Source organism: Methylobacterium sp. A54F (assembly GCF_053346035.1).
Genome location: NZ_JBKFBF010000001.1, coordinates 59,013 through 83,659, shown reverse-complemented (window position 1 = coordinate 83,659; position 24,647 = coordinate 59,013). Strand labels below are relative to the sequence as shown.

The following is a 24,647-nucleotide window of genomic DNA, read 5'->3' as shown; positions in this document are numbered from 1 at the left end:
GGTCGGGCCGGCGGACCTCAGCCCCCCGCCTTCGGCGGGTCCTCGGCGGTGCTGTCGATGGTGCAGGAGACCGCCTGCACGGCCGCGTTGGCGGCCGGGCGCTGGCTCGGGAGGCCGGCGATCACCCGCACCACCACGTAGCCCTGGCGCTCGGGCGCCACGATGCGCACGTCCCGGCTCGGCTCGTTCTCGTCCTCGTTGGCGAGGGCCTCGTCGTACTGGGCGCGGGTGAGGACCACGAGGTCGAGGGCGCCGCGCACGGCCGCCTGGTCGGTCACCGCGTAGAAGGCGCCGCGCCGCCCGTGCACCGCGAGGGAGAGCATCAGCGCCCCGGTGCGGGCCGAGACCCGCATCGGCCCGTCCTCGAGGTTGTAGGCGCAGACGCCGACGGCGACGGCGGGATCTGGGATCGGCAGCCACGCCTCGGCGGGCGCGGGATTGTCGCCGGTCGAGAGCGTGTAGATCCGCTGCGGGTGGTCGAGGCTCTCGCTGGTGCGGGCGCGGCTCAGCGCGTCGCTCTCCGAGAGGAGCGGGATGGCCAGCACCGTGGCGACGTGGACGAGGCCGGCGAGCACGAGGCCGCACAGCGTGGCGTAGAGGACGCGCGGGTTCACGAGGCGCACCTCAGGCGGGTGATCGTCGGCACGGCGCCGCGGTCGAGGGTGCCGGCGCTCGCCGCCACCGGCGTGTCGTAGAGCCGGAGCGCCAGCCGGATCGGACCGCTGGCGCGGGGGCTCGGCAGCCAGTTCCCCGGCGCGACCTCGGGCCCCACCGTGATCTGGAAGCGGCCGTCGCGCTCGCGCAGGATCTCCGTGGAGGTGAAGCCCTCGCGCAGGCGCGGCCGGTCGGGGTCGGGCGCGCCGCGCCCCGCCACCGTGAGGGTCCAGGCCCGGGCCGGTGGGGTCACGCCCGTCACCGCGTAGGTGCAGGTGGCGTCGAGGCCGCGGCCCCCCTCGTCGCTCGCGGCGGTGAGCAGCATCCCCTCGCCCACGGCCAGGGGGATCTCGCCGCGGCGGGCGTTGACGGCGCGGGCGTAGGGGTCGGCCGCGGTCGAGCCGGCACGCGGCCAGGCCGTCCAGGCGCCCACCGCGACGCCGCCGAACGGGTAGCCGCCCCGGGTGGCCCAGTCGGCGCTCGCGAGGCCGAGCACGGCCCCGAGGGCGAGGGCGTAGAGGGTGAGGCCCACGGTCGAGCTCTTCCGCACCAGCCGGGCCAGGAACCGGCCGGCGCCGTCCAGGCTCCGCCGGGCCGGGGGGCCGGCCGCGCGCGCCGCTTCCATCGTGCCTGCCATGCCGGGCCTCACGGGGTCCCGATGCGGCCGCCGGCGGGGCGGCTGCCCTCGGCCATCTCGCCGGGCGGCGCGCCGGCCGAAGCCCGCGACCCGGGCCGGGCGTCGGCCTTGGGCGCGGGCCTGGGGTCGGCCTTGGTGTCGGCTTTGGGGTCCGCCTTGCGGGCCTCCGCGGGGGTCGCGTTGACCTCGCGGAACAGGCCGTTCAGGCTCTCGATCACCTCGAAGGAGCGGCGCGAGAGCTTGCCGGAGGCGTTGCCGGCGCTGGCCTGGGCGGCGGGGCCGGCGCTGGCCTGCGCAGCGGGCCGGGCGTTCTCCTTCAGGCCCGGCAGGGGCTTGAGCTCGATGCCCTGGTGGGCGGGCTCCATGATGTCGTGCCAGGTCATGGCGGGCAGCGAGCCGCCGGTCATCTTGTTCGTGGAGGTATGGTCGTCGTTGCCGTACCAGACGGCGCCGACGTAGTTGCCCGTGTAGGCGACGAACCAGGCGTCCCGGTAGGCGTTCGTGGTGCCGGACTTGCCCGCGACCTTGATGCCCTCGAGCTGCGCCCGCTTGCCGGTGCCCTCCTCGACCACCTTGTTGAGCATGTAGTTCATGTCGGCGACGACCTGGGTCGAGAGCACCTGCTCGGGCCGCTCGTCGTCGTGGCGGTAGATCACCTGGCCCGACGAGTTGCGCACCTCGGTGGCCGCGTAGGGCTTCGCCCGCCGGCCGCCGTTGGCGAAGACCGCGTAGGCCGCCGCCTGGTCGATCACCGTCACCTCGGCCGAGCCGATCGGCAGCGAGACCGAGTCCACCAGCGGCGTGGTGATGCCCATGGCGTGCGCCGTCTCGATGATCTTGGCGCGGCCGGCCTTCGCGGCCTTGCCCTCGTGGGTGATGCCCATCGCCTTGCCGAGCGCGATCGAGACCTTGATGGGAATGGTGTTGATCGACTTCGCCACAGCGAGCCACAGCGGCTGGCGGCCCGAGAAGGAACGGCCGTAGTTCTGCGGGCACCAGTTGCCGATGCAGACGGGCGAATCGACCACCGTGGTGTCCGGCCGGAACTGGCCCGAGGCCAGCGCCGCCGCGTAGACGTAGGGCTTGAACGAGGAGCCGGGCTGGCGGAGCGCGTCGGTGGCGCGGTTGAACTGGCTCTCGCCGTAATCGGCGCCGCCCACCATGGCGCGCAGCGCCCCGTCGGGGTCGAGGATCACCACGCCCGCCTCGTCCACGTCGTACTGGTCGCCGTGCTGGCGCAGCACGTTCTCGACCACCTGGTCGGCCCGCTTCTGGATGGCGATGTCGAGGGGCGTCTTCACGGTGAGCACGCGGTCGTTCTTCAGCTTGCCGGCATCCGCGAGCGCCTTGATCTCCCCGAACGCCCAGTCGAGGTAGTAGTCGGCGGTGATGTCGCGGGTGCGCGTCACCGGCGTCGCGGGGTTGCGCAGGGCCGTCTGGATCTGGCCTTCCGTGACGAAGCCCGCCTCCACCATGTTGTGCAGCACGTCGACCGCGCGGGCGCGGGCGGCGGGCAGGTTCACGTGGGGCGCGTACTTCGTCGGCGCCTTGAACAGGCCCGCCAGCATCGCGGCCTCGGCGAGGCTGATGTCCTTGAGCGGCTTGCCGAAGTAGTAGTCGGCCGCCGCCACCGCCCCGAAGGTGCCGCCGCCCATGTAGGCGCGGTCGAGGTAGAGCTTCAGGATCTCGTTCTTGGTGAGGTGGCTCTCCAGCCACAGGGCCAGGAACGCCTCGTTGACCTTGCGCTCCAGCGAGCGCTCGTTCGTCAGGAACAGGTTCTTGGCGAGCTGCTGGGTGATCGAGGAGCCGCCCTGGGTGTTGCCGCCCCCGCGCGAGTTGTTGACGAGGGCGCGCAGGGTGCCGATCGGGTCGATGCCCCAGTGCTCGTAGAAGCGCCGGTCCTCCGTCGAGACCAGCGCCTTGATCATGATGTCGGGGAAGTCGTCGAGCTTGAGCGAGTCGTCGTGCTTGATGCCCCGCCGGCCGACCTCGGTGCCGTAGCGGTCGAGGAAGGTGACGGCGAGGTCCTGCTGCTTCAGCCAGTTGTCGCTCGTCAGGTTGAAGGCCGGCTGGGCCAGCGCCAGCATCAGCACCGCGCCGCCGGTGCCGAGGGTGACGCCCTCGCTGGTCAGGTCGAGGACGACGCGCTTCCAGCCCCGGACCGAGAACACGCTCATGCGCTGCTGGAAGCGCTCGTAGGCCGCCCCGGTCGAACGGCCGCCGTCGTAGAGGCTGGCGTTGACCCAGGCGTCGAAGCCGAGCGCCGCATGCCTGATGCGGGTGAGGAGCTTGCTGGCGTTCGGCAGGCGCACGGCTCGGATTCGCTTCCTCGGGACGACCGGAACGGGGCCGGAGGCCTCCCACGGCCCCACTCTTACCAAGCCTCGCGCCCGTTCGCGAGACTCGATGACCGGCCGCGGCGTCCCACCCGGTCGCGACGACAACGCAGGGACGGTCCGTTCCGCCCCGCGCCGGGCGCCGGACGGGCGCATCAACCTTGATGCGGGATTGCGGCGGCCTGGCGGCCGCAACGGCCTGGCGGCCGCGAGGGGCCTAGCGGCCGCAACGGCCTGGCGGCCGCGGGGGGCCTGGCGGCCCGGGTCCGAGGCCCCGATGCTTGACAGGCGCGCCGCCGCGGCGCCTTGGAACGGCGCATGGAACGGCGCATGTCGCGCCAAGTCGTGTCGGATGCCGTCGAACCGGGTGACGTCGTGTCGAGCCTAGAGACCTTCGCGCGCGAGAAACTGGCGGGCCTGGATGCCGCCGCCCTGCGGCGTCGGCTCGCCGAGACCGTGCGGGGGCCCGAGGCCGGCGCGGAGCGCGGCGGCCGCCGCCTCGTCTCCTTCTCGTGCAACGACTACCTGGGCCTCTCCCACGACCCGCGGGTCGTCGCGGCGGCGCAGGGCGCGGTGGCGGCCTACGGCGCGGGGGCGGGCGGCTCGCGGCTCGTGACCGGCAACCACCCGCTGCTGACGGCTTTGGAGGCGCGCCTCGCCCGCCACAAGGGCAAGGCGGCGGCCCTCGTCTTCGGCAGCGGCTACCTCGCCAACCTCGGCATCACGCCGGCCCTCGTCGGCGCCGGCGACCTCGTGCTGATCGACGCGCTGGCCCATGCCTGCATGTGGGCGGGGGCGCGCGTCTCGGGCGCGACCGTGGTGGCCTTCCGGCACAACGACGTCGCCGACCTCGCGCGCCTGCTCGGCGAGCACCGCGGGCGCCACCGGCACGCGATGGTGCTGACGGAGCGCGTCTTCAGCATGGACGGCGACCGGGCGCCCATGGGCGACATCCTGGGGCTCGCCGAGGCGCACGACGCCTGGACGCTCGTCGACGACGCGCACGGCCTCGGCGTGGTGGAGGCGGGCCCCCGGGCGCCGCTCGAGATGGGCACCCTCTCGAAGTCGCTCGGCTCCTACGGCGGCTACGTCTGCGCCGCCCAGGGCGTCATCGACCTGCTGACGAGCCGGGCCCGCAGCTTCGTCTACACCACCGGCCTGCCGCCGGCCTCGGTGGCGGCGGCCCTCGAAGCCCTCGCGATCCTGGAGGCCGAGCCCGAGCGCGGCGCGCGGCCGCTGGCGCTCGCCCGCCGCTTCACCGCCCGGCTCGGCCTGCCCGAGGCCGAGAGCGCCGTGGTGCCGGTCCTCGTCGGCGAGGCCGAGGCGGCCCTGCGGCTCTCGGCGGCGCTCGAGGCCCGCGGCTTCCTGGTGGTGGCGATCCGGCCTCCGACCGTCCCCCCCGGCACCGCCCGCCTGCGCGTCGCCTTCTCGGCGGCGCAGAGCGAGGCGCAGGTGGACGCGCTGGCGGCCGCCCTGCGGGAGCTCGGCGCGGCCGGGTAGCCGCCGCCCCGCGGCTCAGGCCGCCTCGGCGGCCTGGGCGCGCTCGCGGGCGAGGCGCGTGACGCCCACCTGATCGACCTTGCCGGTGCCGAGCATCGGGATCCTGTCCAACACCACGACCTCGGCGGGGATCGCGATCTCGGTGGCGCCCCGGCCCTTGGCGAAGCTCTGGTAGGCGGCCCGGGTCGCCCCCTTGGCCTCGGTGAACAGCACCAGCCGCTCGCCCTTGCGGGCGTCCGGCACGGCGGCCACCGCGCTCGGGTGCTCGGGCCACAGCTCGGCGGCCAGCGCCTCGACGCCGGCGAGCGAGACCATCTCGCCCGCCACCTTGGCGAAGCGCTTGGCGCGGCCCCGGATCGTGATGAAGCCGAGGGGATCGATCGTCACGATGTCGCCGGTGTCGTGCCAGCCCTCCGCCGGCGGCTCCAGCACCCCGGGCTTCTCGGCGCGCAGGTAGCCCAGCATCACGTTGGGGCCGCGCACGAACAGGCGGCCGCCCTCGTCGATGCCGGGCACCGGTTCCAGCCGCGCCTCCATGCCGGGCATGATCCGGCCGACCGTGCCGAAGCGGTTGAACATCGGCGTGTTGAGGGCGAGCACCGGCCCGCACTCGGTGACGCCGTAGCCCTCCAGGATGCGCAGGCCGAACTTCTCGGCGTAGGTCCGGCGCGTCGATTCCTTCACGGCCTCGGCGCCGGCCAGGATGTAGCGCAGCGAGCGCAGGTCGTAGGCGTGGGCGGCCCGCGCGTAGCCCGTCAGGAAGGTGTCGGTGCCGAACAGGATGGTGGCGTTCGAGCCGTAGATCAGCTCCGGCACGATCCGGTAGTGCAGGGGCGAGGGGTAGAGATAGACCGGCACGCCTGAGACCAGCGGCAGCACGAGCCCCACCGTCAGCCCGAAGGCGTGGAACACCGGCAGCACGTTGAACACCTTGTCGGAGCGGCCGAAGTCGATCCGCGCGGCCGCCTGGGCGGTGTTGGCCAGCATGTTGCGGTTGGCGAGCACCACGCCCTTCGGGGTGCCCTCGCTGCCGGAGGTGAACAGGATGGCGGCCGGGTCCGCGCCCCGCCGCTCCACCAGGGGCGCCAGGGGGCCGAGGAAGCCGCGGATCTTGTCGCCGGTCGTGACCTGCGCCCGCACGTCCTCGAGGTAGACGAGCTTCACGGAGCCCGCGATCGCCTCGACGAGGGGGCCGAGCCGCCCTTTCTCGATGAAGGCGCGGGAGGTCAGGATGGTGTCGACCTCGGCCGCCTTGCAGGCCGACAGGATGTTGGCGGGCCCGGCCGAGAAGTTGATCATCGCGGGCACCCGCCCCGCCGAGGCGAGGGCGAAGAAGGTCACCGCCGCGCCGTTGGCGTTCGGCAGCATCACGCCGAGGGGCCGGCCCTCCGGGGCCAGCGGCATCAGCTTGCGGGCGAGCACGTTCGCGCCCATCACGAGGCGCCGGTAGGTGAGGGTGCCGGTGACCGGGTCCTCCACGGCCGTGCGCCCCCAGCCGTAGCGGGCGCCCGCCTCGCAGAGGGCCGCCATCACGCCGCGGTCGATGTCGCTCGTGCGGAACACGAGGTCGGACATGATGCCGTAGAGGGCGGCGCCCGCCGCCTGGCGCCGGGCCTTGCCCTTGAGCGCCGGATCGACGGTGAGGCGCACCGGCTCCAGCACCGTCACGGTGACCTTCGGCCACCAGCGGCGGCGCACCTGGGCGCGGGAGAGGCGCGAGAAGGCGGTCTGCTCCAGCCCCTCGATCTTCACCGGCACCACCATGGCGCCGGACTTGTCGGCGATGAGGCCGGCCCCGTCGTAGACCTTCATCAGGCTGCCCGTGACGGTGAGGCGCCCCTCGGGGAAGATGATCAGCGTCTCGCCGCCCTTGACCGCGTTGATCAGCGTGCGGGTGGCGAGCGGCCGGGTCGGGTCCAGCGGCATCGCCTTGGTGATCCGCAGGAACGGCTTCACCCACCAGCGCTGCGCGATGCCGTGGTCGATCGCGAAGACCGGCTCCTGCTCCAGGAGCGAGAGGGCGAGCGGCGCGTCGAGGAACGAGACGTGGTTGAGGGCGACGATGGCGTTGGGGCCGGCCTTCTCGACGTTCTCGAGGCCCCGCACCTCCAGCCGGTAGAAGGCCCGGAACAGGATCGAGAGGAAGTCGCGGAACGGGCTCGTCGGCAGGGTCCACAGGATCACGGCGCCGGCGGCGAGGTTCAGGACGGAGATCAGGGCGATCAGGGTGCCCATGCCGACGCCCGCCCCCTGCAGCCCGGCAAGCGCCAGGGTGCCGGCCACCATGAAGGCGGCGGTGAGCACGTTGACGGCGCCGATCACCCGGGCGCGCCGCGCCTTGTCGGTCCAGGCCTGCACGGCCGCGAAGGGGGGCACGATGTAGAGCCCCCCCGCCACCGCGAGGCCGAGGAAGTCGACGACGACGCGCAGGCCCGTGCCGGTGCCGAGGAAGGCGAGGGCGCCGATCATCGGCGCGCCGGGATCGGCGGCGTGGTGGGCGGCCACCCAGGCGAGGTCGAGGCCGAACAGGCCCATGAGCGCCGCGCCGACCGGGGTCGGCAGCAGCACGATGCGGCCGCTCGCGAGCCAGGAGGCGAGGCCCGAGCCCAGCGCGATGCCGATCGAGAAGGTGGCGAGCAGCAGCGTCACCACCGTCTCGGAGCCGTGGAGATGCGTCCTCACGAGGACGGGCAGGAGCGACAGCACCACCACGCCGACGAGCCAGAACCAGCTCACGATCACCGAGCCGCGCCACAGGCGGGTGTCGCCCCAGAGGTCGCGGAGCAGCCCCGCGGTCGAGCGCAGCACGTTGCGGTCGACGGCGAGCTCCGGCGCGCCCTCTCCGGTCGAGGGGATCGCCCGGGCCGCGAGCCAGCACAGCACCGCAAAGCCCATGATGAGCGCGCCGAACAGGAGGCCGCCGCCGCCCGCGGCGCTGGCGAGCCCCGCCGCGATGGTGCCGAGCAGGATGGCCAGGAAGGTCGCGCCCTCGACCAGCGCGTTGCCGGCCGGCAGCTCCTCGCGGCGCAGGTGGTCGGGCAGGATGCCGTACTTGATCGGGCCGAACAGCGCCGCGATCGTGCCGAACAGGCCGAGGGCCACGAACAGCACCGGCACGGCGTGGAGCAGGAAGCCGACCACCGCGGTGCCGGCCGCGAAGATCTCCGCGAACTTCAGGCGCCGCGCCATCAGGGCCTTGTCGTAGCGGTCGGCGAGCTGCCCGCCGAGGCCCGAGAGGATGAAGAAGGGGCCGATGAACACCGCGCTCGCGAGCGTGATCAGGATGCTGGCGTGGCCGCCCCCCGCCTCGCTCGCCGCGTCGCCGATCCGGAACAGGATCAGGAAGGCCAGCGCGTTCTTCAGGAAGTTGTCGTTGAAGGCTGAGAAGAACTGGCACCAGAACAGGGGCGCGAAGCGCCGCGCGGTCATCAGCGATCGGAACATGGCGGTCTCCCCGGCTGCGCCATGACTGCCCACGGCGCGCTTGAAGGTCAAATCCGGCGGGCAGCGGTATCGACGGCCGCCTTTTTGAACGATGTGCAATATGCCAAATCGACGGCTGGGCGCAAAGTTGATTTTGCACGAGGTGCAATCTAAGCGGAGTGCCGGGTGCGCTGACGCACGGGCGCGAGGAGGCGGGCCATGGCCGGCAGGCGCAGCGCGGGGCCGCGGGGGGAGCACGACCGGGCGGGCTTCATCGATCTCGTGGCCGGGGCGGCCGAGGACATCGTGCGGGGGCAGGGGGCGCGGGCGCTCGGCATGCGGCCGCTCGCCGCCGCGATCGGCTACGCGCCGAACTCGATCTACAACGCGGTCGGCGACCTCGGGCAGGTGGTGCTGCGGGTCAACGCCCGCACCTTCGCGCGCCTGCACGCCGCGCTGGCCGGGGCGATCTCGGATCAGGCCGAACCGCGCGCCAACGCGCTCGCCGTGGCGGATGCCTACCTGGCCTTCGTGGCCGCGGATCCGCAGGTCTGGAGCCTCGTGCTGGAGCACGCCCTGCCGCAGGACGGCACCCTCGGCGAGACCTTCCCGGACTGGTACGCCGAAGCGCTCGGCCGGGCGACCGGCCTCGTCGACGCGGTGCTGGCGCCCCTGATCCCGGAGGCCGGAGAGCGGGCCCAGGCGGTGGCGGCCCTGTGGGCGGCCCTGCACGGCCTCGCCGCCCTCTCGACCTCGGGCAAGCTCGCGGTCCTCACCCCGGAGCCGCCGCGGGCGCTCGGGCGCCTGCTGGTGGGGCGGTTCCTGGCAAGCAGTTCCTGACCTGAGCTTCAGGGCGCCTCCGCCTGCGCCGCCCGGTAGCCCCGCCCGTGCGCGCAGTAGCCCTCGATGATGCGGGCCATCATGCTGCGCTTGGCCTCGTCGAGGGGGCCGAGGATGCGGGCCGGGCGGCCGCCCCAGAGATGGCCGCCCGCGAGGAGCTGGCCCGGGTCGGTGGTGGCGCCGGCCGCCAGCATCACGTCGTCGGCGATGACCGTGCCGGGGGCGATGCGCGCGCCGATGCCGATCAGGCTGCGCGCGCCGATGCGGCAATCGGCGATCTGCACGTTGTGGCCGATGGTGGTGTCGCGGCCGATCACCACGCCCTCGGCGCGGGTGCGGATCACGCTGTTGTCCTGGATGTTGCTGTCGGCGCCGAGCACGATCGGGCCGCCCTCGGCGCTGAGCTCGCAGCAGAACAGCACGCTCGATCCGGCCCCGAGGCTGACGCGGCCCTGCAGGCGCGCGGTGCGCGCGACGAAGACGTCCTCGGGCAGCTCCGGCGCGGCGGCCTCCGCGGCGGGCGCGCCCTCTCCGGCCGCCTCGCGCAGGCGCTCGGCCCGCTCGGCGACCTCCGCCGGGTCGACGGCGCGACGGGGCTTGGCGGGACTGCCGGCGTAGACGAAGCCCCCCGGCAGCTCCGCCCGGGGAAAGACCGTGGCGCCCGCCTCGATGACCACGCCGTCCCCGACGCTCGCCCCGTCGAGGATCACCACGTCGTCCTCGATCACCACGTCGGAGCCCACCGCGCAGGCGTGCACCACGGCGTTGCGCCCCACCGTCACCCGGTCGCCCACGGTGGTGCCGTGCGCGAAGGTGGCGATGTGCACGGTCGAGCGGTGGCCGAGCCAGAACCGGTCGCCGATCGCGACCGTCTGCCCGTCGGCGCGGATCACCCCGTCGTCCCCGATCCAGGCTTGGGCTCCGATCCGCGCGTCGCCGATCACCGTGCTGCCCCGGCCGCACCAGACCGGGCGGCTCGCGAAGGCGGGCTGGGCGCCCTCGTAGGGCAGGATCAGGTCGGGGCTCACGCGGGTTCCTCGCTGTACGAACCGGGCCGGCGCGCCGTTTCGGATTCGGATTCTCGGTCGCGAGGCCATATAGGCCCCTGCGGCGGGCCTGTCAGGCGAGGCGGCGCGCGCAAAGGTACCCGATGTCAGCTCCCGATCCCGTCTCCATCCAGGCCGGGCCGTTCGACACGGCGGCCGAGATCGCGCGGCTCGAGGCCGGGCTCGCCGGGCGGGCCGGCGCGATCGTCACCTTCTCGGGGCTGTGCCGCGACGAGGGCGGGCGCCTGCGGGGGCTGGAGCTCGAGCACTATCCCGGCATGGCCGAGGCCGAGATCGGCCGGGCGGTGGAGGCGGCCCGGGCCCGCTGGCCCCTCGCGGCGGTGCGGGTGATCCATCGCCACGGCCTCGTCGCGCCCGGCGAGGGGATCGTCCTCGTCCTCGCCGCCTCCGCCCACCGGAGCGCGGCCTTCGAGGCCGCGAGCTTCCTCATGGATTACCTCAAGACCCGCGCGCCCTTCTGGAAGCGCGAGCATCGCGCCGACGGCAGCCTCGGCGCCTGGGTCGAGGCGATGGAGCAGGACGACGCGGCCGCCGCGCGCTGGGAGGCCTGAGCATGGACCCGCGGACCGACGCCCGCCCCGAAGCGCGCCCCGCCGCCCGCCCGCCGATGAGCGCCCGCACCCTCGCGGGCGCCGGCATCGCCGTGGTGGCCTTCACGGCGCTGCTGGCGCTGGCCTGGACCGCCTCGGCGACGATCCTGCTGATCTTCGCGGGCGCCCTGTTCGGGGTCTTCCTCGACGGGCTGACGCGGGGTCTCCACTACGTCCTGCCGCTGCCGCGGGGCCTGCGCCTCGCCCTCGCGAGCCTCGCGCTCGCCGCCGCCGTTGCGGGGCTGGTGAGCTTCGGGGGCGCCACCCTCGTCCAGCAGGGGCGCGACCTCGGCGACACCATCCAGCGGCAGGCCGGCACGGTGAGCGGCTGGCTGAAGGAGCACGGCATCGACGCGCCCCTCCTCGCGGCGGTCGAGGGCGGCAAGGCCCGCGAGGAGGGCGGCGGGCAGGCCGGCGAGCAGGGGGGCGGGTCCGGCGGCCGGGACAAGCCGTCGGGCGGCCGGTCGGAGGGGGGCGGGCGCCCCGAGGGCGGCCTCGCCGGCCTCGCGGCCGGGGCCCTCAAGAGCCCCGGGGCGCTCCTCTCGGACGCGGGCAACATCCTCGGCCCCGCCGCGGCGGTGGTCCTCGGCCTGTTCAACGCGCTCGGCAACGGGCTGGTGATCGCCTTCTTCGGGCTCGCCTTCGCGGCCGACCCGGGCAGCTACCGCGACGGCGCCCTGCGCTTCGTGCCGCCGCACCGGCGCTGGCGCGGCGCCCGGGTGCTCGACGGGGCCGGCGAGACCCTGCGCCACTGGCTGTTCGGCCAGCTCGTCACCATGGCGGTGATCTTCCTGTGCACCTGGGGCGGCCTCACCTTCCTGGGCGTCGGCGGCGCGCTGATCCTCGGCCTGCAGGCGGGGCTCCTGGCCTTCGTGCCCACGGTCGGGCCGCTGGTGGCGGGCCTCGTCATCCTGCTCGCGAGCCTCGCCTCGGGGCCGACCGCCATGCTCGGCGCGCTCGGCGTCTACCTCGCGGTGCAGACCCTGGAGAGCTACCTGCTGACGCCGCTCATCCAGAAGCGCGCCCTCGACATCCCGCCCGCCACGATCTTCGCCGGGCAGCTGCTCCTCGGCGTGCTGTTCGGGCTCTGGGGCATCGCCCTGGCGCTGCCCATGATGGCGGTGATCAAGGTCCTCCTCGAGCAGCTCTACGTCGAGGACGCCCTCGGCGAGCGCCCGGACTCCTGACCGGCCTGCGCGTCGCGGCCATGCCTCAGACCGACAGCCGCGCGACGACGGCGCCGGTCTCGTCCCGGACGGCCAGCGTCCAGCGGTCGGGCACGCGCGCGCCCAGCTCGCGACGGAAGTCCTGGATCACCGACGCCGCCTCGGTCATGGCCTCGCTCAGGTCCACCGCCTCGACGCCCTCCTCGTCGCGGATCGTGTCCTCGCCGTTCTCAAGGTCGAAGTGGAAGCGAACTGCCACGCGAACCTCCCTCGAATGCTCTGCGTCCCGATCGCCGGACGGAACTACGTACGTAGACTGCCATCCTGCGGCCGTGGCTTCGAGAGGTGCATCCTTTACGTTAACAGACTTTTAAGCGTCCCCCGACGCGGTTGTGCGCCTTCTGTTGTAATCGGGTCGAGATTTCAATCCGCCGTTCGGATATCTAGGGCCGGCTACCTCGTGCCCGCGGTCTCGGCGGCACCGAAAGTGGTAGTCTCTCGTCCGAAGGCCACCCCGATGCTCGCCGCGATTGATGTGCGTGTCCGGGCACCCGCCAATACTGCGGAGAAGCGGCAGGACCGCATCCGCATCCACGTCAAGCGCATCCTGAGCCAGCTCGTCGCCAAGTAGGGCGGCCCGCCGCGGCCGCGCACCCGCAGCGTTGACGGACCGTTTACGCGACGCCGCGTAATCTCCCGATCATGTGGCGTGGCGTAATTGCGTTCTCCGCCCTGGCGCTGTTCGGCGCGGGGCTCACCGGCTGTGCGCTCAACAAGTTCGAGCGGCGCGAGCCATGGCGCGACCAGGCGGAGGGCATCTGCCTGTCGAAGCGGCACGTGGAGCAGACCGAGTTCGTCACCGCCGCCAAGGAGATCGACGGCCCGGGCCCCTGCGGGATGCAGCAGCCCTTCCGGGTGACCCGCCTCGGGCGGGGCAGCGTGGCGCTCAAGCAGCGCATGATGCTGGCCTGCCCGGCCCTCTCGGAGGCCGAGGCCTGGCTCGCCGACACCATCCAGCCGGCCGCCAACCTCTATTTCGGCCAGCCGGTGGCCGAGATCAACGCGGGCAGCTACGCCTGCCGCGGACGCAACAACCAGCCCGGCGCCAAGCTGTCCGAGCACTCCTTCGGCAACGCCGTCGACGTCATGTCCTTCAAGCTCGCGGACGGCTACGTCATCACCGTGAAGGGCGGCTGGCGCGGCACCGAGGCCGAGCAGGGCTTCCTGCGCGAGGTCTTCCTGGGGGCCTGCCAGCGCTTCACCACGGTGCTGGCGCCGGGCTCGAACGTCTTCCACTACGACCACATCCACGTGGACCTCGCCCGCCACGATCCCCGCGGCCTGAAGCGGATCTGCCAGCCCTTCATCAAGTTCACGCCCCAGCTCGGCCCCGAGGGCACCCGGCCCGCCGCGCTGCCGCGCCCGCCCGTGCGCCAGCCGGCGCCCCCGCAGGCGCCCGTGGACGTGGAGGAGGACGATCCCTACGGCCTCAGCCCGATGTCCGCCCGCGAGGCGCCGAGCCGGGTCGCCCGCAGCCCCGCCGCGCATCCGGCCGCACCCTCGGCCTACGCCTCCGCCCCGCCCCGGGCGGCGCCCCGACCGATGCCGCGCACCGCCACGGCCTACGACGAGCCGGCGCCGGGCTTCGAGGAGCCGCTGCCCCTCTCGGGCGCCGTGCCGTCGGCGGGGGGGATCTACTGACGGGCGGGGGTGTGCCCCGCGCACCGCATCGGCGCCGAAACCGCGTCGCCGGGCCTCGCGCGCCTTGACAGGGGCGGGCGCTCGGCAAAGCGTCGGGGGATGGAAAAACACGAGCGGACGTTGCGGGCCATGCGTCACACCTCAACGCGTCACACCTCCACCCTCGCGGCCCTCGGCCTCGCCCTCGCGGCGGCCGTCCTGGCCCAGCCGGCCGAGGCGCGCTCGGCGCGCGAGGACATCGAGCCCTCCGAGGAGCGGATCTTCCCGTTCGACGCCGACATCCCCGGCTGCCAGGACGCCGGCGTCCTCGAGAAGGTCGCGGTCAAGTTCGCCGAGAAGGAGGCGAAGTACTGGAACTCGTCCCTGACGATCGTGTCCTACGATTCGATCGAGCGGACGGCCTGGCGCCCCTACGGCCTCGACTTCATCCCCCGCCGCTTCTGCAGCGCCACCGCGACCACGTCGGACGGGGTGCGCCGCAAGGTCGACTACTCGGTGCGCGAGAGCCTCGGCATCATCGGCGCGACCTGGGGCGTCGAGTTCTGCGTGCACGGGCTCGACCGCAACCTGGCCTACGCCTACGCCACCGCCTGCCGGATGGCGCGGCCCTGAAGGCTGCCCGCTCCGGGCCGTCCGGCCCGGGGCAACGCGTGTCGGGCGTCCAGCGTGAGCGTTGCGTCGGCGGCACCGGCCGCGAGGGCCGGGCCCGTGACGCGGGCATTCGGGGGGAGGGGACCATGAAGCGGCTCGCCGCGGCGCTCGCGGGGATCCTGTTCGCCGGATGCGCGAGCGCGCAGGACGTCGGCGGCTTCGGCCGCGGCAACCGCCCGGGCGACTTCGACTTCTACGTCCTCGCCCTGTCCTGGTCCCCCACCTACTGCGAGACGGCGCGGCGGCGCGACGACCGCCAGTGCGACCCGGGCCGCGGCCTCGGCTTCGTGGTGCACGGCCTCTGGCCGCAATTCACCCGCGGCTACCCGGAGAACTGCTCGGCGGTGGAGCGCGCGCCGACCCGCCAGGCCATGGAGGCGGCCGGCGACGTCTACCCGAGCGAGGGCCTCGCCCGCTACGAGTGGCGCAAGCACGGCACCTGCTCGGGGCTCGACCCCGCCGCCTACTTCCGCGCCGCCCGCGAGGCGCGCCTCGCCGTGACGATCCCGGACGCGCTCAAGGGAGCGGGCGAGCAGCGGCTGGCGCCGATCGAGGTCGCCCGCCTGTTCGTCACCGCCAACCGCGGCCTGCGCCCCGACATGATGGCGGTGACCTGCGCCCGCGGCCGGCTGCAGGAGGTGCGGATCTGCTTCTCCAAGGACCTGCGCGGCTTCACGCCCTGCCCGGAGGTGGCCCGCGGCAATTGCCGCGCCCCGGAGATGACGCTCGGCGCGGCGCCCTGAGGCCCAGCCTTGAGCCGCCATGCGGAGGCTCCTGACAGGAGCCGGAACCGGCGCTAGACCCGGCCCATGAACTATCGGCACGCCTTCCACGCGGGCAACTTCGCGGACGTCCTCAAGCACCTCGTGCTCGCCCGGGTGCTCGCCCACCTCGCCCTCAAGCCGAGCGCCTTCCGGGCGGTGGACGCCTTCGCGGGAACTGGCTTCTACGACCTTGCGGGCGACGAGGCGGGCCGCACGGGCGAGTGGGAGGCGGGCTTCGGCCGCCTCGACGATCCGTTCCCGGCGGCCGTCGAGGCGCTGCTCGCGCCCTACCGGGCGGCGGTCGCGGCGGTGCGGGCGCGACACGGGGATACGGCCTATCCGGGCTCGCCCGCCATCATCCGGGAGGCCCTGCGCGCGGGCGACCAGGGCGTGTTCGTGGAGCTGCACCCCGAGGACGCCGCGCTGCTGCGCGAGCGCTACAACCAGGACCCGCGCACCAAGGTGATGCACCTCGACGGCTGGACGGCCCTCAACAGCCTGATCCCGCCGCCCGAGCGCCGGGGCCTCGTGCTGATCGACCCGCCCTACGAGGTGCCCGGCGAGGTGGAGCGCCTGGGGAACCGCCTCGCCCGGGCGGTGGCCAAGTGGCCGACCGGCGTGTTCCTGGCCTGGTACCCGATCAAGGACGTCGCGGCGGTCGACCGGATGGCGGCGGAGCTCGACGGTGCCTTGAGGCGGCCGGCGCTGCGGCTCGACCTGATGATCGACCCGCCCGATCCGACCCGCCTCACCGGCACCGGCCTCATCGTGGTGAACCCGCCCTACCGCCTCGCCGAGGAGGCCGCCCTGTTCCTGCCGGCGCTAGCCGAGCGGCTGGCGCGCGGGGATTACGGCGCCTTCCGGTGCGACGCCCTGGGGACGCCGCCCTGAGGGGCGGTCCGCTTCGGCCCGCGGCCTCCGCTCCGCTGGACCCGGACCTGCCGGGCACGCATTCGCGTTCGGCGCGCGGATCGCCTATATGCGGGGCATCCCAGCTTCGAACCAGTCCGGAATTCCCATGGCGACGGCGTCGACCGACACCGCCCGGCGCGAAGGCGGCGCCTATCCCGCGATCGAGAAGACGCCCGAGGTGACGGCGCCCGCCCCCCTGCCGGGACAGCGCGCCTCCCTGGTCGGCCTCACCCGCGCGGACCTCAAGGCGCGCCTCGTCGCGATCGGGGTGCCCGAGCGCGAGAGCCGCATGCGGACCGGTCAGATCTGGCACTGGCTGAACGTCCGCGGCGCCGCGGACTTCGACGCCATGACGAATGTCGGAAAGGGCCTGAAGGCGCAGCTGCGCGAGCACTTCACCCTCGACCGGCCCGAGGTGGTGACCCGCCAGGTGTCGCGGGACGGGACCCGCAAGTGGCTCCTGCGCATGGCGCCGACCGGCGCGCACGACCACAACCGCGGCGCCGAGATCGAGTGCGTCTACATTCCCGGCCCGGACCGCGGCACGCTCTGCGTGTCGAGCCAGGTCGGCTGCACGCTCACCTGCTCGTTCTGCCACACCGGCACGCAGCGCCTGGTGCGCAACCTCTCGGCCGCCGAGATCGTGCAGCAGCTCATCGTCGCCCGCGACGAGCTCGGCGACTTCGCGGGGCAGATGCCCTCGCGGGATGCCGGCGGCACCGGCGAGGTGGGCCGGCTCGTCACCAACATCGTGTTCATGGGCATGGGCGAGCCCCTGTACAATCTGGACAACGTGATCGACGCCGTGGGCGTGATGTCGGACCCCGAGGGCCTCGGCCTGTCGCGGCGGCGCATCACGGTCTCGACCTCCGGCGTGGTGCCGCAGATGCAGCGCCTCGGCGAGGAGGCGCACGCGATGCTGGCGATCTCCCTCCACGCGGTGCGCGACGACCTGCGCGACACCCTGGTGCCGCTCAACCGCCGGTATCCGATCGCCGAGCTGCTCGACGCCTGCCGGCGCTATCCGGGCCTCAACAACGCCCGGCGCATCACCTTCGAGTACGTGATGCTGAAGGGCGTGAACGACGCGGATGCCGACGCCCGCGAGCTGGTGCGCCTCCTCAAGGGCATCCCGGCCAAGATCAACCTGATCCCGTTCAACCCCTGGCCGGGTAGCCGGTACGAGTGCTCGGACTGGGAGCGGATCGAGCGCTTCTCCGAGATCGTGTTCAACGCCGGCTACGCCTCGCCGGTGCGCACCCCCCGCGGGCGCGACATCCTGGCGGCCTGCGGCCAGCTGAAGAGCGAGACCGAGAAGCTGAGGGCCCGGGCCCGGATGATGCTCGACGAGGGGCTCGGCGCCGAGGTGATCTACGCCGCATCCGACGACGACTGACGGGCCCCCGGGGACGCCCTCCTCGCCCTCAATCGAGGCCCCAGGCGATCGGCGCGAGGCCGCGCTCGCCGAGCCACGCATTGGCCCGGGCGAAGGGCGCCGAGCCCGGGAAGTCGCGGGCGCGGTTGAGCGGCGAGGGGTGCCCGGTCTCGATGACCGCGTGCTTCGCGGCGTCGATCAGGGCCGCCCGCGCCCGCGCCTGCGCCCCCCAGAGCAGGAACACCGCCGGCCGGTCCCCGGCGGAGACGCGCGCCACCGCCTCGTCGGTGAGCCGCGCCCAGCCGAGGCGCAGGTGCGCCCCGGCCTTGCCGGCCTCGACGGTGAGCGCGGAGTTGAGGAGCAGCACGCCCTGTCGCGCCCAGGGCGTGAGGTCGCCGCTGCGGGGCCGCCCCGGAGCGACCTCCGCCAGGATCACCTTGAGGGAGGCCGGCAGGCGTCGCGGCCCCACGTAGGAGAAGGCGAGCCCGTTGGCGTCCCCCGGCGTCGGGTAGGGGTCCTGGCCGAGGATGACCACCTTCACGGCCTCCGGCGGCGTCAGGCTCAGGGCGTTGAAGATGTTCTCCGGCGCCGGCAGCACCGTGGCGCCGGCCGCGATCCGCGCATCGACCCGCGCCGCCACGGCCTCGGCCGCCCCGTCCGTGAAGAAGGGCAGGTCCGCCCACGGGCTGCCGGAGGCCCGGAAGGCCGCGAGCGCCGCCGCGACGGGTGCGTCCGTCATGATTCGACCCGGATCCGGCCCTCGCGGACGTCGAGGGGCGCGTTGCGGCGGATATAGGTCATCACCTCGTTGGCGATGAGCTTGCCGTCCGTGGGGCCGATCAGCGTCCGTCCCTCCGCCAGGGCGCCGTAGCCGTTGCCGCCCTCGTACAGGAAGTTGCTGGCCGCCACCGTGTAGCGCCGCGCGGGGTCCAGGGGCTCGCCGCCGACCTGGACGGACCGGATCCGGGCGCCGACGGGCGCCGTCGGGTCGAGGGTCACGACGAGGCCCGAGACCTGCGCGAAGCGCCCCGAGGTGCGCCCGAACTCGGCGTAGCCGACCTCGAGGAGCGACCGCACCTGCGCCCCGGTGATCGAGACGAGGACGGTGGTGTTGCCGAAGGGCAGCTCCGTCAGCACGTCGCGGCGGGTCAGCACCGTTCCGGCCGGGTAGAGCCGGTTGCCCCGGATGCCGCCGCCGTTGACGAGGGCGATCTCGGCGCCGGTGGCCGCCCGGACCGCGTCCGCCACGAGGTCGCCGAAGCTCGATTCCCGCGCCCGCACCGTCACGACGCGGCTGTCGAGGGGGGTGAGGGTCGTGCCGAGCGCCACGTCGAGCTCGCGCGACAGCTCGCCCTCCAGGCGGGCGACCACCGCCGCCGTCTCGGGGTCCGGCACCACGTCGGCGGTGTCGTGGATGCGCAGGCGCGGGCGCCAGGCGACGCGCCGGTCCGGCCCCGCGCCCGTCACGGCGGCGATCACGTCGATGGCGGTGACGAAGTGGGCGTCGACGCTCGATTCCACCCCGAGGCGCTGCCCGTCGTAGTGCACGAACAGGTCGTGGTCGTGGCCTGAGAGCAGGATGTCGGCGTGGCGCGAGGCGAGGATCGCCCAGTCGGTGGGCCGGTCGGTGTGGGCGAGGGCCACCACGAGGTCGGCGCCCTCGGCGCGCAGCAGGGCCGCCTGCTCGGCGAGCGTCGCGAGCTCCGGCGCGAAGCGCAGGTCGCCGCTCTGCGACTTCTGCGGCGTGCTGGCGAGCGCGATGCCGGCGATGCCGACGCGGATGCCCCCGAGGCTCACGATCATGCGGTCGCGCACGGGGGGGAGGGGGGCGCCCGCGCCGTCGCGCAGGTTGGCGGCGAGCACCGCGAAGGGCGCCTCCCGCATCCGCTGCAGGAAGATCCCGGGCCCGAAATCGAACTCGTGGTTGCCCGGCACGAACACGTCGGGCGGGGCGAGGCGCAGCAGCTCCAGGATGTGCGCGCCCTTGTCGAGCCCCGACATCAGCGAGGGCGAGAGGGTGTCGCCCGCATGCGCGTAGAGCATCGGCACGCCGCGGGCGCGCTCGGCCTTCACCACGGCGTTGAGCCGCGCGAAGCCGCCGCGCCCCTCCACCGGGCCCATCAGGTAGACGTCGTTGACGAGGAGCAGGGTGAAGGTCGCCGGCGCGGGCTCCGGCGCGGCACCCTGCGCGTCGGCCGCCCCGAGGCCGAGGCCGGCGCCGATGCCGATCCCGAAGGTCTCGCGGCGGTTCGGAGGGGGCATGCGGGATCCCTTCGGCCCGGCGGGAGCCTACCGGGCCGCGAAGGTGTCCCGCACCGCCTTGGCGTTCCGGCGCACCATCGGCCAGATCCAGGCGCCGGAGGCCAGGTAGGCGCCGGCCGGCATCGGCTTCAGCTCCTCGGCGAGGCGCTCGGCGAGGCCCGGGGCCGCCAGCGCGCCGACCGGCGCATCCGTCTTGGCGTAGACCACCGTCGTGTCCTCGCGCCAGTAGCTCGGATCGGGCACGAGGCCGGCCCGGCGGGCGGTGAGGTCGAGGGTGTCGCGCACGAAGCCGTGGACGTGGGCGAAGTGGAAGCGCTCGTGCGGCGGCTTGCCCGTGGCCGCCATGTTGGGCACCGCGGCGTAGAGCACGCCGTCCGGCTTCAGCCACGAGGCCAGGCGCTCCAGCACGTCGGCGGGGTCGCGCAGGTGCTCCATGACGTGGTGGGTGGTGATGACGTCGAAGTGGCCCTGCGGGAAGCGGCCGTCGCCCGCGTCGTCCAGCACCTCGATGCCGTGATGGGTCCGCGCGTAGGCCGCGTAGTCGCGGCCCGGCTCGACGCCGATCGCCTCGCAGCCCCGGGCGCGGGCGGCGGCCAGGAACTCGCCGGAGCCGGAGCCGAAATCGAGCACGCGGGCGCCGGGCACCAGCTTGCGCGCCAGGAGGTCGGCCCGGAAGGTCGCCTCGCGGGCGGAGCGGTTGAGGTGGTGGCGCGGCGGCCCGCCCGCGAAGGCGAGCTGGTAATCCGCCCGGTAGGCGCTCGCGTAGTAGTCGGCGAGCTCGTCCGGGGTGGGCATCGGGTCGGTGCGAATCAGTCCGCACTGCACGCAGGCGATCGAGCGCAGCGTCTTCAGCCGCCGGTCGGTCTCGGCCACCGTCACGCTCTCGCGCGCGCCGCACAGATTGCAGGCGGTCGGGGCCCCCGTGTAGGGGTAGCCCGTGAAGGGCAGGAAGTGGTTGAGGAAGTAGCGGGGAGACGGCATGTCGCGCCTTATCCGATCCGGTCTTCGCTGACAGGCTCCGTGCTCTAATTAACTAAGGCCCTGCGGACAACCGGCACGGTTGCCGCGCGAACGATCCCAGATCCCAGACCAGGACGTCGTTCGAGGCCCGTGCGGCCGGCGGCGCGAGGTACGAAGTCCCGATGAACGAACGCGTCGAACCCGCCACGCTTGGCGCCCGTCAGGCCGCGGAGCCGCAGCGCCCGGTGCCCGCCGGCACGCTGCCGCCGGATCATCCGCCCGTCGCCCACGGCCGCGTCGGCGTGCTGCTGATGAACCTCGGCACGCCGGAGGGCACGAGCTACTGGCCGATGCGTCGCTACCTGAAGGAGTTCCTCTCCGACCGCCGCGTCATCGAGGTGCCGCGGCTGATCTGGTGGCCGCTGCTCAACCTCGTCATCCTGACGAAGCGCCCCGGGCCGAAGGGCCGCGACTACGCGAGCGTCTGGAACACCGAGCGCGACGAGGGCCCCCTCAAGACCATCACCCGCGGCCAGTGCGAGCGGCTGCAGGCGGCCATGGGCGATTCGGTGATGGTCGACTGGGCCATGCGCTACGGCAAGCCCGAGGTCGCCCTGCGCATCCAGGCGCTGCTCGACCAGGGCTGCGACCGCATCCTGCTCGTGCCGCTCTACCCGCAATACGCCGCCGCGACCTCCGCCACCGCCTGCGACCAGGCCTTCAAGGCCCTGATGCAGATGCGCTGGCAGCCGACGGTGCGGGTCTCGCCGCCCTACCACGACGACCCCGTCTACATCGCGGCCATGGCCGACTCGATCCGCGAGGGGCTCGCCAAGCTCGATTTCGAGCCCGAGGTGATCCTCACCTCGTTCCACGGCGTGCCGAAGAGCTACCTGCTCAAGGGCGACCCCTACCATTGCCAGTGCGTGAAGACCGGACGGCTGATCCGCGAGGCGCTGGGCTACGGCCCCGAGACGATGCGCGTCACCTTCCAGTCCCGCTTCGGCAACGAGGAGTGGCTTAAACCCTATACGGACGAGACCGTGCAGGCGCTCGCCAAGTCGGGCGTGAAGCGCATGGCGATCGTGGCGCCGGGCTTCACCGCCGACTGCCTGGAGACGCTGGAGGAGCTCGACGGCGAGAACCGGCACTACTTCGAGGAGAACGGCGGCGAGCGCTTCGCCTACATTCCCTGCCTCAACGATTCGGAGCTCGGCATGCGGGTGATCGAGCACGTGGTGCGGCGCGAGCTGCAGGGCTGGCTCTGAGACCGGCGCTCCCGGCAGGGCACCGGATCCGGGGCGACGGAGCCCGGCCTCAGCGTGGCGCCTCGTAGCACCCTCGCCGTCATCCCGGGACGCCGCAGGCGGGCCCGGGATCCAGAGCCGCCGACGCCGCCTCGTCCGGCCGCCTCGGCGGGTCTGGATTCCGGGCTCCGCTGCGCGGCCCCGGAATGACGGCGAGGGTGGATCGGGGCGGATGGGGCCCGGCGTCGACCCGCGTTCGGAGCCCCGGCGCTTGCAGGCCGGCGCTTGCCGCCGCCCCGCGCGGACCTATCATCGCATCCGTGACGGGTGCGCGCGCAGCGGCGAGGCAGGTGACATGGGGTTCTTCATCGCGATCGGCTGTCCCTGGCTGGTGCTGGCCGTGCTCGACAAGATGGCCACGAGCCGGCGCGAGCAGGAATTCGCCGCCCTCGGCGTCACGGCGCCGGCGGCGCCCGAGCGCTCCGCCTACCTGACGCCGGACTGCGACTAGCCCGCGAGTTCCCCGGCCCGGCGCCTGGCGGCCTCCACCGCCGCGCGCATCAGGGGCGCGAGGCCGTCCGCGCGCATCAGCACGTCGAGGGCCGCCGCCGTGGTGCCGCCCGGCGAGGTGACGTTGCGGCGCAGCTCCGAGGCGTCCAGGGGGCTCGCGTCGAGGAGGGCGCCGGCGCCCGCCACGGTCGCGCGGGCGAGGCGCGCGGCCACCGCCGGCGCGAGGCCGGCCGCCGCGCCCGCCTCCGCCAGCGCCTCGGCCAGCAGGAAGACGTAGGCCGGGCCCGAGCCCGAGAGCGCCGTCACGGCGTCGATCTGCGCCTCCTCCTCGATCCAGGCGACGAGACCCGCGGCCGCGAGCAGCGCGTCGGCGGCCTCCCGCTGGGCCGCGCTCACCTCCGGGCTCGCGTAGGCGCCGGTGGCGCCGCGGCCGATGCTGGCGGGCAGGTTCGGCATGGCCCGCACCACCGCCCGGGCCGCGGGAAGCCGCCCGCGCAGGTCGGCCACCGTCTTGCCGGCGAGGATGGAGACCAGGAGCGTGCCGGGCCCGATCAGCCGGTCGATGCCCCCGGCGGCGGCCTCCAGGCCCTGCGGCTTGATCGCCAGCACCACGGCCTCGGGGGGCTCGGGCGCGGCGGGGTTCAGGGCGAGGCGGCGCTCGGCGCAGAGCCGCGCGAGGTCGTCCGAGGGGTTCGGCTCGACGACGACGGTGTGGGCCGGGTCGAGGCCGCCCGCGAGCCAGCCCTCCAGCATGGCGCCGCCCATCTTGCCGGCGCCGACGAGGGTGAGGGAGGCGGGCAGCCCGGCCACGCGCCTCAGGCCTCGCCTTCCGTCTCGAACAGCACCGCGTCGAGGGCCTCGCGGGCGGACTTGCCGGCCCAGAGGACGAACTGGAAGGCCTGGTAGTAGCGCTCGCAGGCATCGACGGAGGATTTCAGCATCGTCGCGCATTGCGGGTGCGTCGGCGCCACGCCGCCGGGCAACGGCAGGGCGTGGCGGAACATCACCACGCTGTCCGTCGACCACAGGTCGAAGTGCCCGAGCCAGAGCTGCTCGTTCACGAGGGAGACGAGGCGCAGCACCTCGTCGCGGCGGCGCGGCGGCACCCTCAGGTCGAAGGCGCAGGCGACGTGCAGCGCCTCGACCTCCTCGATCCACGTGAAGGCGACCTGATACTCCGCCCAGCGCCCGATCACGGAGACGGACATCTCGTCGGTCTCGGCCCGGTCGAAGATCCAGTCGCGCAGGGACGCGAGGCGCTCGACGACGTCGAGCGGGTGCTCGAGCCGATCGTGGTCTTCGGTCTCGACGTGGAGCTGTGTCATGACGATCCAGGCTGACGGCCAGGACGGGCCGTCGCGACGTGGTGAAGAACAAGCAACCGAAACATCGAAGGCCGCAACGGTAAGGTAAAGCTTGACCTGCTCAGGTCGAGCGTCCCGCGAAGCAAGCTTTAGGACGTGGCGGTCATCGAAGGCTCGGGCGAATCAGTACCTCACCGACTATAGACCGCGCCCGACTCGCCTTTCAAAGCGGCTCCCCGGGCCGGCCAACAGGAAACGGCCTATCCACCGTTCCTTCCTGTGTAAAAGCGTGGCGGGCGCGGGCGGCGCGAATCGGGCCGCCGGGGCGCCTCAGACGGCCTCGCTCGCACCCGCTCCGGCGTCCGGCCCGAGCTTCGCCTCGAGCGCCGTGACCCGGGCCGCCAGGGCCTCGTTCTGGGTGCGCAGGGTGGTGACGAGGTCGCGCAGCACGTCGAGCTCCTCCCGGGAGGCGATGTCCATGTCGCGGATCAGGCGCTCGGCCTGCGCGCGCAGCACGGTCTCGGCCTCCCGGCGCACGCCCTGCGCGGCGCCCGCGGCGTCGGTCATCAGCCGGGCGAAGTCGTCGAACAGGCGGTTCGTGGACGGCATCTTGGGGGGCTCTCCGGCCGGCGCCCGCGCGGGGCGTCGCGTGATTCGGGATCGTGCACGAGCGACATAGGAATCCGCCGAACCCGCGGCAATGCGGCCGTGCCCCGCCGCGGCGGCGCCCCCGGCGTTGCCCCGCGCG

23 protein-coding genes are annotated in these 24,647 nt (G+C 73.7%); 11 read left to right on the top strand and 12 right to left on the bottom strand.

Annotation, left to right across the window (positions count from 1 at the left end; translation table 11 throughout):
• Nucleotides 1-17: 17 nt before the first annotated feature.
• The 3 genes from ACLBXP_RS00420 to ACLBXP_RS00410 are packed head-to-tail and all read right to left on the bottom strand — an operon-like array spanning nucleotide 18 to nucleotide 3,603.
• Nucleotides 18-623: a DUF1254 domain-containing protein gene (locus tag ACLBXP_RS00420; protein ID WP_447665542.1), complete on the bottom strand. Its 606-nt coding sequence runs from the start codon at nucleotides 621-623 to the stop codon at nucleotides 18-20.
• A complete protein-coding gene (locus tag ACLBXP_RS00415) occupies nucleotides 611-1,291 on the bottom strand; it encodes a DUF1214 domain-containing protein (protein ID WP_447665541.1) in 681 nt (226 codons plus the stop codon). The genes ACLBXP_RS00420 and ACLBXP_RS00415 overlap by 13 nt, the downstream gene beginning before the upstream one ends.
• An 8-nt stretch (nucleotides 1,292-1,299) precedes the next feature.
• The gene (locus tag ACLBXP_RS00410; protein ID WP_447665540.1) at nucleotides 1,300-3,603 is read right to left on the bottom strand and encodes a transglycosylase domain-containing protein; all 2,304 of its coding nucleotides are present in this window, start codon (nucleotides 3,601-3,603) and stop codon (nucleotides 1,300-1,302) included.
• Nucleotides 3,604-3,957: 354 nt separating this feature from the next.
• Between ACLBXP_RS00410 and ACLBXP_RS00405 the strand changes: the two genes are divergently transcribed.
• A complete protein-coding gene (locus tag ACLBXP_RS00405; protein ID WP_447665539.1) occupies nucleotides 3,958-5,127 on the top strand; it encodes an aminotransferase class I/II-fold pyridoxal phosphate-dependent enzyme in 1,170 nt (389 codons plus the stop codon).
• 15 nt (nucleotides 5,128-5,142) lie between these two features.
• On the opposite strand, the gene ACLBXP_RS00400 is transcribed toward ACLBXP_RS00405, so the two are convergent.
• Nucleotides 5,143-8,571, bottom strand: coding sequence for an acyl-[ACP]--phospholipid O-acyltransferase (locus ACLBXP_RS00400; protein ID WP_447665538.1), 3,429 nt, complete (start codon nucleotides 8,569-8,571; stop codon nucleotides 5,143-5,145).
• Nucleotides 8,572-8,769: 198 nt separating this feature from the next.
• Between ACLBXP_RS00400 and ACLBXP_RS00395 the strand changes: the two genes are divergently transcribed.
• The gene (locus ACLBXP_RS00395) at nucleotides 8,770-9,390 is read left to right on the top strand and encodes a TetR/AcrR family transcriptional regulator (RefSeq protein WP_447665537.1); all 621 of its coding nucleotides are present in this window, start codon (nucleotides 8,770-8,772) and stop codon (nucleotides 9,388-9,390) included.
• A gap of 8 nt (nucleotides 9,391-9,398) precedes the next feature.
• Here ACLBXP_RS00395 and ACLBXP_RS00390 read toward each other — a convergent pair whose 3' ends face one another.
• Nucleotides 9,399-10,418 (bottom strand): gamma carbonic anhydrase family protein, encoded by a 1,020-nt coding sequence (locus ACLBXP_RS00390; protein WP_447665536.1) that lies wholly within the window; start codon nucleotides 10,416-10,418, stop codon nucleotides 9,399-9,401.
• Between the two features lie 122 nt (nucleotides 10,419-10,540).
• Here ACLBXP_RS00390 and ACLBXP_RS00385 point away from each other — a divergent pair, with 122 nt between their 5' ends.
• Entirely contained in the window at nucleotides 10,541-11,008 is a 468-nt protein-coding gene (locus ACLBXP_RS00385) for a molybdenum cofactor biosynthesis protein MoaE (protein ID WP_447665535.1), read from the top strand.
• Between the two features lie 2 nt (nucleotides 11,009-11,010).
• Nucleotides 11,011-12,234 (top strand): AI-2E family transporter, encoded by a 1,224-nt coding sequence (locus ACLBXP_RS00380; protein WP_447665534.1) that lies wholly within the window; start codon nucleotides 11,011-11,013, stop codon nucleotides 12,232-12,234.
• A 25-nt stretch (nucleotides 12,235-12,259) separates the two neighbouring features.
• On the opposite strand, the gene ACLBXP_RS00375 is transcribed toward ACLBXP_RS00380, so the two are convergent.
• Nucleotides 12,260-12,472 carry a DUF6894 family protein gene (locus tag ACLBXP_RS00375; protein ID WP_447665533.1) on the bottom strand — a complete coding sequence of 71 codons (213 nt, stop codon included), beginning with the start codon at nucleotides 12,470-12,472 and terminating at the stop codon, nucleotides 12,260-12,262.
• Between the two features lie 443 nt (nucleotides 12,473-12,915).
• On the opposite strand from ACLBXP_RS00375, the gene ACLBXP_RS00370 reads away from it, so the two are divergent.
• The 5 genes from ACLBXP_RS00370 to rlmN all read left to right on the top strand — a co-directional run bounded on the left by ACLBXP_RS00370 (nucleotide 12,916) and on the right by rlmN (nucleotide 17,637).
• Nucleotides 12,916-13,914, top strand: a complete 999-nt coding sequence (locus ACLBXP_RS00370; protein ID WP_447665532.1) for an extensin-like domain-containing protein — start codon at nucleotides 12,916-12,918, stop codon at nucleotides 13,912-13,914.
• Nucleotides 13,915-14,043: 129 nt separating this feature from the next.
• Nucleotides 14,044-14,526 (top strand): hypothetical protein, encoded by a 483-nt coding sequence (locus ACLBXP_RS00365; RefSeq protein ID WP_447665531.1) that lies wholly within the window; start codon nucleotides 14,044-14,046, stop codon nucleotides 14,524-14,526.
• A 125-nt stretch (nucleotides 14,527-14,651) separates the two neighbouring features.
• Entirely contained in the window at nucleotides 14,652-15,308 is a 657-nt protein-coding gene (locus ACLBXP_RS00360; RefSeq protein WP_447665530.1) for a ribonuclease T2 family protein, read from the top strand.
• A gap of 66 nt (nucleotides 15,309-15,374) precedes the next feature.
• Nucleotides 15,375-16,220 (top strand): 23S rRNA (adenine(2030)-N(6))-methyltransferase RlmJ, encoded by an 846-nt coding sequence (locus ACLBXP_RS00355; RefSeq protein WP_447665529.1) that lies wholly within the window; start codon nucleotides 15,375-15,377, stop codon nucleotides 16,218-16,220.
• A 127-nt stretch (nucleotides 16,221-16,347) separates the two neighbouring features.
• On the top strand, nucleotides 16,348-17,637 hold the full coding sequence (gene rlmN, locus ACLBXP_RS00350; protein WP_447665528.1) for a 23S rRNA (adenine(2503)-C(2))-methyltransferase RlmN: 1,290 nt from the start codon (nucleotides 16,348-16,350) through the stop codon (nucleotides 17,635-17,637).
• A 28-nt stretch (nucleotides 17,638-17,665) separates the two neighbouring features.
• Here the strand turns inward: rlmN and ACLBXP_RS00345 are convergent, their stop codons facing one another.
• Genes ACLBXP_RS00345 through ACLBXP_RS00335 form a run of 3 tightly spaced genes read right to left on the bottom strand, consistent with a single transcriptional unit; the run spans nucleotide 17,666 to nucleotide 20,859 of the window.
• Entirely contained in the window at nucleotides 17,666-18,355 is a 690-nt protein-coding gene (locus ACLBXP_RS00345; RefSeq protein ID WP_447665527.1) for a uracil-DNA glycosylase, read from the bottom strand.
• Entirely contained in the window at nucleotides 18,352-19,878 is a 1,527-nt protein-coding gene (locus ACLBXP_RS00340) for a bifunctional metallophosphatase/5'-nucleotidase (protein ID WP_447665526.1), read from the bottom strand. Before ACLBXP_RS00340 ends, ACLBXP_RS00345 begins: the two co-directional genes overlap by 4 nt.
• Before the next feature lie 27 nt (nucleotides 19,879-19,905).
• Nucleotides 19,906-20,859: a class I SAM-dependent methyltransferase gene (locus ACLBXP_RS00335; RefSeq protein WP_447665525.1), complete on the bottom strand. Its 954-nt coding sequence runs from the start codon at nucleotides 20,857-20,859 to the stop codon at nucleotides 19,906-19,908.
• Between the two features lie 161 nt (nucleotides 20,860-21,020).
• On the opposite strand from ACLBXP_RS00335, the gene hemH reads away from it, so the two are divergent.
• On the top strand, nucleotides 21,021-22,106 hold the full coding sequence (gene hemH, locus ACLBXP_RS00330) for a ferrochelatase (protein WP_447665524.1): 1,086 nt from the start codon (nucleotides 21,021-21,023) through the stop codon (nucleotides 22,104-22,106).
• Between the two features lie 334 nt (nucleotides 22,107-22,440).
• The gene (locus ACLBXP_RS00325) at nucleotides 22,441-22,596 is read left to right on the top strand and encodes a hypothetical protein (protein WP_447665523.1); all 156 of its coding nucleotides are present in this window, start codon (nucleotides 22,441-22,443) and stop codon (nucleotides 22,594-22,596) included.
• Here ACLBXP_RS00325 and proC read toward each other — a convergent pair.
• From proC to ACLBXP_RS00310, 3 genes are all read right to left on the bottom strand, one after another.
• A complete protein-coding gene (gene proC, locus ACLBXP_RS00320; protein WP_447665522.1) occupies nucleotides 22,593-23,405 on the bottom strand; it encodes a pyrroline-5-carboxylate reductase in 813 nt (270 codons plus the stop codon). The two genes, ACLBXP_RS00325 and proC, sit on opposite strands and share 4 nt — an antisense overlap.
• Nucleotides 23,406-23,410: 5 nt before the next feature.
• On the bottom strand, nucleotides 23,411-23,920 hold the full coding sequence (locus ACLBXP_RS00315; protein ID WP_447665521.1) for a YbjN domain-containing protein: 510 nt from the start codon (nucleotides 23,918-23,920) through the stop codon (nucleotides 23,411-23,413).
• Between the two features lie 309 nt (nucleotides 23,921-24,229).
• A complete protein-coding gene (locus ACLBXP_RS00310; RefSeq protein WP_447665520.1) occupies nucleotides 24,230-24,508 on the bottom strand; it encodes an accessory factor UbiK family protein in 279 nt (92 codons plus the stop codon).
• Nucleotides 24,509-24,647 lie beyond the last annotated feature (139 nt).